The following is a 12,380-nucleotide window of genomic DNA, read 5'->3' as shown; positions in this document are numbered from 1 at the left end:
CTTTCTCTAGGCGGTGTTGGATTGATAGGGTTCTGCCGCTGGAAGAACCTGCGGCGCATAGGTAATTTTCTGAAGCGTGGCGCGACCAAGGACCAGGTTGGCCATCGTGCGCAGGCCGCTGCTGATTTCGGCGACACCGCGCCTGATTTTTTGTCGGACCAGCGGCCAGCCCGTAGGGCGTGCGCGGGAGGCACCCATCTGGATTTCGCCCGGCGCTTCGTTGCCTTGCTCGACCATCGCAGGGACCACCTGATAGACATTGACCCGACGCGCCGCAGCCGAGGCTGACGGGTTGAACAACAGGCCATCCAGCGTGATGTCATAGGGCTTTTGCGCCAGAAAGTGTTCTGCCGCTTGCCGGGTCAACGCATATGCGGCACCGCCGGGGTGGCGTGAGTGCATCAGGCGCAGTTCCCGACCCAGATGGGATGAGCTTTTGCGCTCAAGTGCGAGGAAAAGCTTTGTGCTGCGCCAGCGTTCGAACCGCACGATATCGGCATCCTCTGGCCACCAGGATGCATCGTTCAACCAATCCGCCAGTTCTGGCGACAGGAAAACATCATCCTCAAGTATCAAAGCCTGCTCCGCGCCGGAGGCGACAACGGCCTCCCACGCTTTGGCGTGACTGAGGGTGCAGGCCATGTCCTTGGTATGGAAATAACCCCAGGGTCCCTCAGACCGGCATTCACGCAGGAATTCCTCACGGGTGGCGGCGTCGCAATCAACAGCGTTGATGCGCGTTGCCGACAGGCCTGCCTTTTGCAGCTCCTGCGCCATCAAACGCGCCCGCCCGGTGGCGCGTTCTAGGCCTATGAGGAAGATGGGGATGGTCATGGGGTTACATTTCCAGTCAGATCAGGCAGTCTGTACCAACAGCGATTTGGTCCGCGAGCCGGTAGAGCCCTGACAGATCACTTTGGTATTTTCGTCGATGAGGACTGCCATTTTAGTGGCTCCTTCGCTTGCTATCTTATCTGTTGAAGTTCGATGGACGAGTATTGCTGTCCAGCGGGTTGTTTCGGAGGTTGCCCGGAGACGATGTAGACATTTCGCCCTGCAATGGGTTTGTCGGCTCTCAGCGTAGTTCTCGAAGAGCTTCTGGTCGTCTGATAAGTAGATGAACCATCGATGTGCTTTGCAGCCATCCGCTTTTGTATTTCTTCTACGTCAGTGGAAGTTAGGTTTTTCGACGCTATATAGCAGTAGTCATACTCCACCCTGCCCCTGGTTCCAAAATCAGAAGTTCTGGTTCCGGTGACTGCATAGATCCAATTCGGCTCACTGAAGAACCGAGTTCCTCCCTCGGACGTGTTAGAAATACGTTCAAGGTCTGAGTTCTCCAGCGTTTGAGTTGCTTGAGAAGGATTACCCAAGCTGGCCATGCAGACCGTTTCAAACAGCACACTCGCTTCTTCAATTGCACTGCTTCGTGTTACCGGCGCGTTCGTGCAACCAGCTAAAAGAATTGCGGTTGCCAAGGAGATCTTCTGGAAATTCATTCAATCGGCCTTTGAAAGTGATACTCATCCCGAGGACAGAGGAAGGTTTGCATTTCTGCAAATCTTCCTCCCACTCTGCTCAACCCTTAACCGCCTTCACGATCTTCTCGGCACCGTCTTTCAGGTTGTCCGCCGCGATCACGTCCAGACCCGAATTGTTGATGATCTCTTTGCCTTTCTCGACATTGGTGCCTTCCAGACGCACGACCAGCGGAACTTGCAGCCCGACCTCTTTCACCGCAGCCACCACGCCCTCTGCGATAACATCACAGCGCATGATGCCGCCGAAGATATTGACCAGAATGCCTTTGACCTGCGGGTCCGAGGTGATGATCTTGAACGCCTCGGTCACCTTCTCTTTGGTCGCACCGCCGCCCACGTCGAGGAAGTTGGCAGGCTCGGCCCCATAAAGCTTGATGATGTCCATCGTGGCCATCGCCAGACCGGCACCGTTCACCATGCAACCAATCTCACCGTCCAGTGCGATGTAGTTCAGGTCGTATTTGCTGGCTTCCAGTTCCTTGGGGTCTTCCTCGGTCGTGTCGCGCAGTTCAGCGATATCCGGGTGGCGGTAGACCGCGTTGCCATCAAAGCCAACTTTGGCATCCAGCACTTTCAGGTCGCCGCTGTCGGATACGATCAGCGGGTTGATCTCCAGCATCTCCATGTCCTTCTCGACGAAGGCTTTGTAGAGGATGCCCATAAGCCTGACACATTGCTTGACCTGCGCGCCCTCCAGACCCAGCGAAAACGCGATGCGGCGACCATGGTAGGGTTGGTAGCCGGTGGCCGGGTCAACCGAGAAGGACAGGATTTTCTCGGGCGTCGCGGCGGCGACTTCTTCGATGTCCATACCGCCTTCGGTCGAGCAGACAAACGAGATACGGCTGGTCTGACGATCTACCAGCAGGGCCAGGTACAACTCACGCTCGATGCCGGAACCGGCTTCGATATAGATGCGGTTGACCTGCTTGCCTGCCGGACCCGTCTGATGGGTGACCAGAGTGCGACCCAGCATCTTCTTGGCTTCTTCGGCCGCTTCCTCGACCGATTTCGTCAGACGGACACCGCCTTTTTCACCAGCGTCGGCTTCTTTGAAGGATCCTTTGCCACGGCCACCCGCGTGTATCTGCGCCTTGACGACCCAAAGCGGTCCATCCAGTTCGCCGGCTGCGGTTTTGGCTTCCTCGGCGCGCAGCACGGCGCGACCATCGGAGACCGGAGCGCCGTAGCTGCGAAGAAGAGCCTTGGCCTGATATTCGTGAATGTTCATCGAAATTGTCCCGTCTGACTGCGTTTAACCGTTATAGGCGTGTCTAGCGGGTAAATTTAAAGGGTTTTTTGATCTGTGACGGGAAATTGCCGAAGATTTTCAACATTTGTGATCACGGGTTTTTAGGGTGTGATCACAAAAGCTCGAGTGTCATCAATTGATTCGATAATCCTGCACAGTTTTTTGAAATCACATTCGAAAAAAGGGATTTGCGACGTTTGCGCCAACATATGCGGCCGGGTTCCGCGGTGGCAAATGAAAACCGGCCCACAATTGGGCCGGCCTCAAATTCAAATTGTCTGGCAGTTTTACGCCAGTGAACTGTCGATGCCTTTGCATGCCTCGATCAGGCCTTTCACGGCGTTGACCGAATTGTCGAAACCGGCTTGCTCGTCTTCGTTCAGCTTGATGTTTACGATGCGCTCGACGCCACCAGCGCCGATGACTGTCGGCACCCCGACATAAAGGCCGTTAACGCCTAATTCACCGCTGCAGTACGCCGCACAAGGCAGAACACGCTTCTGGTCCTTCAGATAGGCTTCGGCCATTTCGATAGCCGAAGTGGCGGGCGCGTAATAAGCCGACCCGGTTTTCAGCAGGCCTACGATTTCCGCGCCACCATCACGGGTGCGCTGTACGATGGCATCCAGCTTTTCTTGCGAGGTCCAGCCCATTTCAACCAGATCAGGCAGCGGGATACCGGCAACGGTCGAATAACGAACCGACGGCACCATGGTGTCGCCATGTCCGCCCAACACGAACGCGGTTACATCGCGCATCGAGACGTTGAACTCTTCCGACAGGAAATGCGCGAAACGTGCTGAATCCAGCACGCCAGCCATGCCGCAGACTTTGTTGTGCGGCAGGCCCGAGAATTCGCGCAGCGCCCAGACCATGGCGTCCAGCGGGTTGGTGATGCAGATCACGAACGCATCGGGCGCATGCGCTGCGATCCCTTCGCCGACCGACTTCATGACTTTCAGGTTGATGCCCAGCAGGTCATCGCGGCTCATGCCCGGTTTGCGGGCTACGCCTGCGGTCACGATGCAGACATCCGCGCCAGCGATATCGGCATAGTCGCTGGTACCTTTCATCGAAGCGTCAAAGCCTTCGGACGGGCCGGATTCGGCGATGTCGAGCGCCTTGCCCTGTGGCAATCCGTCAGCAATGTCAAACAGGACAACGTCACCCAGTTCTTTGACAGCTGCAAGATGCGCAAGCGTGCCGCCGATGTTCCCCGCGCCGATCAGCGCAATCTTGGGTCTGGCCATTTGGAATATCTCCGGTCGGTTTTGAAATCGCGGCTGTGCTAGTCGCTAAAACGGCATTAGGCAAGAGTTCTGCGACGTGGCATACAACCGCATACCGTTTGCGAGACCCCATATGGTTGCGCTAAAGGGCCTTTGAGACAAGCCAAAACCGGGACCGGTGCATGTTTGAATTAAACCTGATGTTTTTTGCAGTGGCGATCCCGGCGGTGATATTTGCGGGTATCTCAAAGGGCGGTTTCGGCTCGGGCGTGGCTTTTGCGTCATCATCGATTCTGGCCTTGATCCTAACACCCGGGCAGGCCCTTGCCCTGATGCTGCCGATTCTGATGGTGATCGATGTGGCCACTTTGGGCCCTTATTGGAAGCGGTGGAGCTGGAGGGATGCGCGCCTGCTGATCCTGGGTGCTGTACCCGGTGTGGCAATGGGGGCATGGCTTTACCGCTCAACGGATGATGACCTGCTGCGCCTGCTGATCGGCGGCATTTCGGTCGGGTTCGTGATCTGGCACATCGCACAGTCAAAAGGCTGGGTGCGCGGGTTTGCCAGACGGTTGCCACCCTCCGCTGGCCTGTTTGCAGGGCTGGTCGCGGGCTTCACCAGCTTCGTCAGCCATGCCGGAGGCCCTCCAGCTGCCGTTTACCTGTTGTCCCAACGGCTGACAAAGACCGAGTTTCAAGCCAGTACGGTATTGGTTTTCTGGGTGATTAATATCGCGAAGTTTGTGCCCTACGCTTATCTGGGCATGTTCACGTGGCAGACGGCATGGGCCGATATGCTGTTAACACCGTTTGCTGTTCTCGGTGCGTGGCTGGGCGTCCGCGCACATTTCATGTTGTCCGAACGCCTGTTCTTTGGAATTGCCTATGTGCTGCTAACCCTCACAGGCAGTAAACTGATCTGGGACGCACTTACATGATCAGGCGTTCGGGGGCAGCGCTTCGGCTACAGCCTCAAAAGCTTGCCCCGAAGCGACGAGGCAGGTGACCCCGTTGGGCAAGGTCACCGTGATGGTCCAACTGCCGCTTTGAGTTGAAGCAAAAAGCTCCATGACTGCGCCTTGCTGGGCCAGACCAAAGCCCCTGCGCGTTTCGCCATAAGTGTCGGTCAACCTTTTCAGCACATCCTCTCGCGGTGCGCAGTTTTGCCCCTGGGCCTGTACCTGTTGTGCCGCCAGAACCATGATCCCAAGTCCCATCGTCATCTTGAACATTGTCTTTCGCATCCCGAATCCTTTCGGTTCCCTCTGCTGGTCAGGGTGCGGCGTAGGGGCCGAAATTCAGTTAAGGCAAAGCACGTTGCGCCCTGTTTGCTGCGGTGCGGCAATTTTGGGGTTGAACTTTCCGGTAAAAAATGCCCCATTCCGCGCAACTTTATTTCAATGGGAGTGGTCCATGGATCCTCGTCAGCGCCCCTATCGTTCGGTTCTCTATATTCCTGGGTCCCGGGATAGGGCTTTGGAAAAGGCCCGCACTCTGCCGGTAGATGCAATCATCTTCGATCTGGAAGATGCGGTCGCGGCCAACGAAAAGGACAATGCGCGCGAAACGCTCAAGGCGGCTTTGGCTGCCGGAGGGTACGGGTCACGCGTCAAGATTGTCCGGATCAACGGGTTGGACACCGAATGGGGCCGTGCGGATGCCGAGGCTGTGCGCGAAATGGATGCCGACGTAGTCCTGTTGCCTAAGGTGAATTCGGCGGCTGACGTGGATGCGCTGGCTGCGATCACCGGAGATCTGCCGATCTGGGCCATGATGGAAACCCCGCGTGGAATGCTGAACGCGGCAGAAATCGCCGCGCATCCGCTGATGGCCGGATTCGTGATGGGAACAAATGATCTGGCGAAAGAGTTGCAAACCCGCTTCCGCCCAGATCGCCTGCCTATGATGGCCTCGTTAGGGCTGTGCTTGCTGGCCGCCAAGGCCGAAGGGCTGATTATCATCGACGGCGTTTACAACGCCTTCAAGGATGTCGAAGGTCTGGCTTTCGAATGTGCGCAGGGCCGCGATATGGGCTTTGATGGCAAAACGCTGATCCACCCGGCCCAGGTCGAAGTGGCAAATACTGCCTTCGCGCCATCGGATGACGAGATCGACCTGGCTCGCCGCCAGATCTCGGCCTTTGAAGAGACCGAGGCGCTTGGCCAAGGGGTCGCTGTTGTCGATGGCAAGATTGTCGAAAATCTGCACGTTGTAACTGCCCGCGAAATTCTGGCAAAAGCAGAGGCGATATTAGCTTTGCAAGCGGGGTAGGCCAGCATGGGCTTTGTTCTTCTGATCTTGGGTGTGGCGCTGTGGTGGGGGGCGCATCTGTTCAAACGTGTGGCACCTGAACGCCGCGCCGCAATGGGTGACGCGGGTAAAGGCGCTGTTGCCCTGGCTTTGGTCGCGTCGATCCTACTGATGATCTTCGGGTATCGCATGACCGACTTCATCCATGTTTGGGCGCCGCCAACCTTTCTGGTTCACGTCAACAACCTGTTGGTTTTGATCGCGATTTATATGATGAGCCCTGCGGGCACAAAAGGCCGGCTGCTGAACAAGTTGCGCCACCCGATGCTGGGCGGGTTCAAGCTGTGGGCTTTTGCGCACCTGTTGGTGAACGGCGATCTGGCCTCGATCATTCTGTTTGGTGGCCTTCTGGCCTGGGCGGTGGTCGAAGTCATTGTAATCAACAAGTCTGAACCCGAGTGGACCCCGGCAGAGCCTGGCACTTACGGCAAGGATGCGATGTTCTTTGTGGCTTCGATCGTTCTGATGGGAATTATCGGATACATCCACGGGCTGGTTGGCCCATCTCCGTTCGGCTCATAAGGATTTGATTTGATGTCGAAACTTTATCGCTTGCTGACCGAAGAAGACACTTCGGCTTTCTGTCACAAGGTGTCCGACGCCCTGTCAAAGGGATGGGAGCTGTATGGCGACCCGGCTTACGTCTTTGATGCCAACGGCAACGTAATGCGTTGTGCGCAGGCCGTGACCAAAGAGGTCGAGGCCGACTATTCCCCCGACATGAAACTGGGACAGCAGTAATGGCGAAAACAAATCCGGGCCGATTTTTCGAGGACTATTCTGTAGGGCAGGTGTTGCAGCATGCAGTACCTCGCACCGTGACCGAGGGAGAGCGCGGCTTGTATCACGCGCTTTATCCCGCACGTCATGCGCTTTACTCTTCGGATGAGTTTGCTCGGGACTGTGGGTTGCCGGAAAGCCCGATTGATGATCTGGCCGCGTTCCACATCGTGTTCGGCAAAACCGTGCCTGACATTTCCTTGAACGCGGTTGCCAATCTTGGCTATGCCGAAGGCCGTTGGCTGAAGCCCGTTTATGCTGGCGATACGCTGCGATCCGTATCAGAGGTTATCGGCCTGAAGCAGAATTCCAACGGAAAAACCGGTGTTGTCTGGGTTCGCACCCGCGGGTTGAACCAATTGGACGAGGTGGTTCTTGAATATGTGCGTTGGGTCATGGTGCGTAAGGCAAACATGGATGCACCCGCGCCCGAGACGGTTGTTCCTGATTTGAAGGCTGTACTTGATCCGCAGGACCTGACCGTGCCGGAAGGGCTCGATTTTGCTAACTACGATTTTGCCCTCGCGGGCGAGGTGCATCGCTGGGGCGATTATGAGATCGGTGAAACCATCGATCATGTGGATGGTGTCACCGTCGAAGAGGCCGAACATATGCTGGCCACACGTCTGTGGCAGAACACCGCCAAGGTGCATTACGACCTGACGTTCCGTCCCGAAGGGCGGCTCATTTATGGTGGGCATGTAATCTCGATGGCGCGGACTTTGTCCTTCAATGGCCTTGCAAATGCGCAGATGATTGTCGGCTTGAATGGTGGTGCCCATGCTAACCCGTGTTTTGCGGGTGATACGATCAAGGCATGGTCCGAAGTTCTGGACAAAGCGGAAACCGGGGTTCCCGGCATAGGCGCAGTGCGATTGCGTCTGGTCGCGACCAAGGGAGGTGATCCGTTCAAGCTGAAGAACGAAGAAGGGCGGTACCTGCCAGACGTTCTGCTGGATCTCGACTATTGGGCATTGATGCCCAAATAAGCGATCTGACGGATATGTGACGCCACGGCTTGCAAGGCGTGATAGGTTTGCACAATGAACCTGCTACGCGCGATATTGGCCAGCGTTATTCTGGCACCGGCGGCTCAGGCCTGCGATCTGGCCTTGGCTTTGGCCGTGGATGTTTCTGGTTCGGTCGATAGCAGCGAATACCGCATCCAGATGGATGGGTTGGCCGCCGGTTTGCGCGACCCGATCGTGTCCGAGGCACTGGTGCGGGGGCAGGCGCGGCTGATGCTGGTGCAATGGACCGGCTCATCGCGCCAGCGGATCACTATTCCCTGGACCCATATCGATAGCTTTGCCACGCTGGATCAGTTTGCAAGCCAGGTTGCTGCCGATCCGCGCATCTGGCGGAATTTTTCGACGGCTATCGGCGAGGCGCTTCAAATGACCCTGAGTTCATTCGATTCGGTTTCCGACTGCCGACGGCATCTGATTGACCTGTCAGGGGACGGTGTGTCCAATGAAGGGATTGAACCGACGCGGGTTCATGCGGCCCTGCGCGCCGAGGGGATCGTTGTCAACGCGCTGGCTATTGAGGAAAGCGAACCGGATCTGACGGCGTATTTCTTTGAGAATGTCATCGTGGGCGAAGGTGCTTTTGTCGTTTCCGCCACCGGGTTCGCGGATTACCCGGAACGAATTCGCCGAAAACTGCTGCGCGAAGTGACGCAGCAAACAGCAGACCTGAAATGACGGCTTGAGAGATTCGTGATCACATCTCTTTGGCCTTGAAAACGCTAACATTGACAGCGCGGAATGTGATATGTGATCACGAGATTATTTTGTGTGATCACATATTCGAATTATCCGTGTAATTGAGCGCAATTTGATGGTTTTTGCACTCGCAGCACGTGACAGTGTCGCAAAAACCAGTAAAACGTTCGGTAGCCAACCGAAAAGGAGCCGCCATGGCCGATGTAAATCGGGGCAATCGCCCACTTTCGCCGCATCTGTCGATTTATCGCCCGCAGTTGACGTCGATCACGTCCATCCTGACGCGCATCACCGGCAACGCCCTTCTGCTCGCAGCTCTGTTGATCGTCTGGTGGTTTCTGGCCGCAGCAACTTCGCCCGAGGCGTTTGCGGTAGCGAATGGGGTAATAACCTCGATGCTTGGAGACCTTGTGATGGCGCTATCCGTTTGGGGGCTTTGGTATCACACGTTGGCCGGTGTGCGGCACCTGATCTGGGACAACGCGGTTGGTCTGGACCTCCCGACGGCGACCAAGCTGGGTTGGGCCGTTGTCATCGGATCGGTCGTCTTGACCCTTCTGACCCTTGTCCTCGTCGCGTGATTGGAGGCCTGACATGCGTTATCTGACCGACCGCAAACGCGCCGCTGGACTTGGCTCGGCGAAATCCGGCACTGCCCATTTCTGGGCGATGAAAGTCAGCTCGGTTGCTTTGCTGATCCTTGTGCCGTTGTTTGTATTTACATTTGGTCCGATCCTGGGCCAGCCATTCGAGGTCGTTCTCGACTACTACTCGCGACCTTTTCCTGCCATCGTGGCAGCACTGACGCTGGCGGTTGGCTTCAAACACTTCGCGGACGGTGCGCAGGTGATGCTGGAAGATTATGTTCACGGCACGCTTGAAAAGGTCCTGATCATTCTGTTGACCTGCCTGTCCTACGGCGCAGCAGCGGCTGGTATCTTCGCTATCGCGCGCATTGCCCTTTAATTCCCGGAGCTGAAAGAAATGGCTGCATACGAATACGAAACGCATGAATATGACGTGGTCGTTGTCGGCGCCGGTGGGGCCGGTCTGCGGGCGACGCTGGGTATGGCGGAACAGGGTCTGCGCACGGCTTGCGTAACCAAGGTTTTCCCAACCCGTTCGCACACCGTGGCGGCTCAGGGCGGTATCGCCGCGTCGTTGTCAAACATGGGCCCCGACCATTGGCAGTGGCATATGTACGACACTGTGAAAGGCTCGGATTGGCTGGGCGACACCGATGCGATGGAATACCTCGCGCGGGAAGCGCCCAAGGCAGTTTACGAACTGGAGCACTATGGCGTTCCGTTCAGCCGAACCGAAGAAGGTAAGATCTATCAACGCCCGTTTGGTGGTCACACCACTGAATTCGGCGAAGGCCCGGCAGTACAGCGCACCTGTGCCGCTGCGGACAGGACCGGCCACGCGATCCTTCATACGCTCTATGGCCAGTCGCTGAAGAACAATGCTGAGTTTTATATCGAGTACTTCGCTATCGATCTGATCATGTCCGACGACGGTCAGTGTCAGGGTGTTGTCTGCTGGAAGCTGGACGATGGCACGATGCATGTCTTCAATGCCAAGATGGTTGTGCTGGCGACCGGCGGGTATGGCCGCGCCTATTTCAGCGCGACCTCGGCCCATACCTGCACCGGTGACGGTGGCGGCATGGTGGCCCGTGCCGGCCTGGCCTTGCAGGATATGGAATTCGTTCAGTTCCACCCCACCGGCATCTACGGTTCGGGCTGTCTGATCACTGAAGGAGCGCGTGGCGAGGGTGGTTACCTGACCAACTCGGAAGGTGAACGGTTCATGGAGCGTTATGCGCCCCAGTACAAGGACCTTGCACCGCGCGATTACGTCTCGCGTTCGATGACCTTGGAAATCCGCGAAGGTCGTGGTGTCGGAGCGGAAGGGGATCATATTCACCTGAACCTCAGTCACCTGCCAGCCGAGGCTTTGGCAGAACGTCTTCCCGGCATTTCGGAAAGCGCCAAGATCTTTGCCGGCGTGGATGTCACCAAAGAACCGATCCCGGTTCTGCCAACCGTGCACTACAACATGGGCGGCATCCCCACAAACTATTGGGGTGAAGTTCTGAACCCAACGGCCGAGAACCCGACAGCTGTGGTACCGGGCCTGATGGCAGTGGGCGAAGCCGGTTGCGCCTCGGTCCACGGCGCGAACCGCTTGGGCTCGAACTCGCTGATTGACCTTGTGGTCTTTGGCCGCGCGGCGGCGATCCGGGCAGGCAAAGTCGTGGATGCGGAAGCTGCGAACCCGGTTCTGAACCAGGCATCGGTCGACAAGGCCTTTGACCGGTTCGACGCGGTGCGCAATGCCAGCGGTTCCATCCCGACCGCCGAGTTGCGGCTTGAGATGCAGAAAACCATGCAAGCGGATGCTGCCGTATTCCGTACCGCCAAGACCATGGCCGAAGGCGTCGAGAAGATGACGGCAATCGCTGCCAAGATGGACGATCTGAAAGTCACCGACCGGTCGCTGGTTTGGAACAGTGACCTGATGGAAACGCTGGAATTGACCAACCTGATGCCCAACGCGCTGGCCACGATCGTCGGCGCAGAGGCGCGCAAGGAATCCCGTGGTGCCCACGCGCACGAAGATTTCTCTGCGCGTGATGATGAAAATTGGCGTGTTCATACGGTTAGTCGGGTCGAAGGCAACCAGGTCGAGCTTAGCTATCGTCCCGTGATCGTCGATCCGCTGACGACCGAAGACGAAGGTGGCATCAGCCTGAAGAAAATCGCGCCCAAGGCACGTACGTTCTAAAAGGCTCGGACAGCAGGCAATGGTGAGCAAGCGCCAAACACCCACGAAGACCGCAACGGCCATTGGCCAGCGGTCGGTCCGTGTCCGGTGCTTGTCATGACGGTCGAGGTCCTGCAATCCGGTTCAGGCGATCCCAAGATCATCCTGATCGGGCTGAACCGCTGTGCGACGACCTCGTTTCACAGGCTGTTTCAGAAAAGCGGGATACCGTCGGTTCATTGGGAAGATGACCAGGGTCGAAATCTTGCGCACCGCATGCTGACCAACATTGCCATGGGGCGACGACCACTGGACGGGTTCGGAGCGGTGCGGGCCTTCACTGACATCGCTTTTGTCAGTTCGCGCTTCATGTTGGACGGGGCGCGTTTCTTCCGTGAATTGCATGCTGCTTACCCGGATGCCTATTTCTTGCTGAACACACGGGACAAGGATGACTGGATTGTTTCGCGTGCCAACCATTCCGGTGGCGGGTATCTGGATCGGTGTTGCAAAGCCAATGGCCTGAGTGTGGATGAAGTGAAACACGGCTGGGCGCATATGTATGATGTGCACCATGCCGAGGTAGAAGCCTATTTTAACGGCAACCCGCGCTTCCAGCGCTTTGATATCGACTGTGATGATCCGCAACGCGTTGCGGACTGGCTCGCGCCGGATTTTGACGTGAACATCGCCCATTGGGGGCATTATAACCGAGGGGCGTCCCAGCGCGCCCGGACAGGCTGAAAGGCGGCCTTGTGCTGAATGGAGAATT

Annotated in this window: 15 protein-coding genes; 10 read left to right on the top strand and 5 right to left on the bottom strand. The window is 57.0% G+C overall.

From position 1 onward, the window contains the following. Positions 1-6: 6 nt before the first annotated feature. From ACR0CE_RS10590 to mdh, 4 genes are all read right to left on the bottom strand, one after another. Complete coding sequence (locus ACR0CE_RS10590; RefSeq protein ID WP_480832296.1) at positions 7-834, bottom strand: glycosyltransferase family 25 protein; 828 nt, start codon at positions 832-834, stop codon at positions 7-9. 131 nt (positions 835-965) lie between these two features. Further along, complete coding sequence (locus tag ACR0CE_RS10585) at positions 966-1,499, bottom strand: hypothetical protein (protein ID WP_480483144.1); 534 nt, start codon at positions 1,497-1,499, stop codon at positions 966-968. 79 nt (positions 1,500-1,578) lie between these two features. Next, positions 1,579-2,772: an ADP-forming succinate--CoA ligase subunit beta gene (gene sucC, locus ACR0CE_RS10580; RefSeq protein WP_267363198.1), complete on the bottom strand. Its 1,194-nt coding sequence runs from the start codon at positions 2,770-2,772 to the stop codon at positions 1,579-1,581. A 308-nt stretch (positions 2,773-3,080) separates the two neighbouring features. After that, complete coding sequence (mdh, locus tag ACR0CE_RS10575; RefSeq protein WP_267363196.1) at positions 3,081-4,043, bottom strand: malate dehydrogenase; 963 nt, start codon at positions 4,041-4,043, stop codon at positions 3,081-3,083. A gap of 161 nt (positions 4,044-4,204) precedes the next feature. Here mdh and ACR0CE_RS10570 point away from each other — a divergent pair, with 161 nt between their 5' ends. Next, complete coding sequence (locus tag ACR0CE_RS10570; RefSeq protein WP_267363195.1) at positions 4,205-4,960, top strand: sulfite exporter TauE/SafE family protein; 756 nt, start codon at positions 4,205-4,207, stop codon at positions 4,958-4,960. On the opposite strand, the gene ACR0CE_RS10565 is transcribed toward ACR0CE_RS10570, so the two are convergent. Next, positions 4,961-5,254, bottom strand: coding sequence for a hypothetical protein (locus ACR0CE_RS10565; protein WP_480832294.1), 294 nt, complete (start codon positions 5,252-5,254; stop codon positions 4,961-4,963). Between the two features lie 181 nt (positions 5,255-5,435). On the opposite strand from ACR0CE_RS10565, the gene ACR0CE_RS10560 reads away from it, so the two are divergent. The 9 genes from ACR0CE_RS10560 to ACR0CE_RS10520 all read left to right on the top strand — a co-directional run bounded on the left by ACR0CE_RS10560 (position 5,436) and on the right by ACR0CE_RS10520 (position 12,352). Further along, entirely contained in the window at positions 5,436-6,293 is an 858-nt protein-coding gene (locus tag ACR0CE_RS10560) for an HpcH/HpaI aldolase/citrate lyase family protein (RefSeq protein ID WP_480832292.1), read from the top strand. A gap of 6 nt (positions 6,294-6,299) precedes the next feature. Continuing rightward, the gene (locus ACR0CE_RS10555) at positions 6,300-6,854 is read left to right on the top strand and encodes an NnrU family protein (protein ID WP_209506524.1); all 555 of its coding nucleotides are present in this window, start codon (positions 6,300-6,302) and stop codon (positions 6,852-6,854) included. A 12-nt stretch (positions 6,855-6,866) separates the two neighbouring features. Next, complete coding sequence (locus ACR0CE_RS10550; protein ID WP_480483152.1) at positions 6,867-7,073, top strand: DUF1737 domain-containing protein; 207 nt, start codon at positions 6,867-6,869, stop codon at positions 7,071-7,073. Next, complete coding sequence (locus ACR0CE_RS10545; protein ID WP_480832290.1) at positions 7,073-8,101, top strand: MaoC family dehydratase; 1,029 nt, start codon at positions 7,073-7,075, stop codon at positions 8,099-8,101. The genes ACR0CE_RS10550 and ACR0CE_RS10545 overlap by 1 nt, the downstream gene beginning before the upstream one ends. Positions 8,102-8,155: 54 nt before the next feature. Continuing rightward, entirely contained in the window at positions 8,156-8,818 is a 663-nt protein-coding gene (locus ACR0CE_RS10540) for a DUF1194 domain-containing protein (protein WP_480832288.1), read from the top strand. A gap of 215 nt (positions 8,819-9,033) precedes the next feature. Beyond that, positions 9,034-9,420, top strand: a complete 387-nt coding sequence (sdhC, locus tag ACR0CE_RS10535) for a succinate dehydrogenase, cytochrome b556 subunit (protein ID WP_267363810.1) — start codon at positions 9,034-9,036, stop codon at positions 9,418-9,420. 13 nt (positions 9,421-9,433) lie between these two features. Next, positions 9,434-9,805: a succinate dehydrogenase, hydrophobic membrane anchor protein gene (gene sdhD, locus ACR0CE_RS10530; RefSeq protein ID WP_267363812.1), complete on the top strand. Its 372-nt coding sequence runs from the start codon at positions 9,434-9,436 to the stop codon at positions 9,803-9,805. A gap of 18 nt (positions 9,806-9,823) precedes the next feature. Further along, positions 9,824-11,629: a succinate dehydrogenase flavoprotein subunit gene (sdhA, locus tag ACR0CE_RS10525; RefSeq protein ID WP_267363813.1), complete on the top strand. Its 1,806-nt coding sequence runs from the start codon at positions 9,824-9,826 to the stop codon at positions 11,627-11,629. Positions 11,630-11,725: 96 nt separating this feature from the next. Beyond that, the gene (locus ACR0CE_RS10520; protein WP_480832286.1) at positions 11,726-12,352 is read left to right on the top strand and encodes a sulfotransferase; all 627 of its coding nucleotides are present in this window, start codon (positions 11,726-11,728) and stop codon (positions 12,350-12,352) included. Positions 12,353-12,380: the final 28 nt, after the last annotated feature.

The organism is Ruegeria sp. L11 (assembly GCF_056531755.1).
This window is presented reverse-complemented; position numbering and strand designations above follow the sequence as displayed.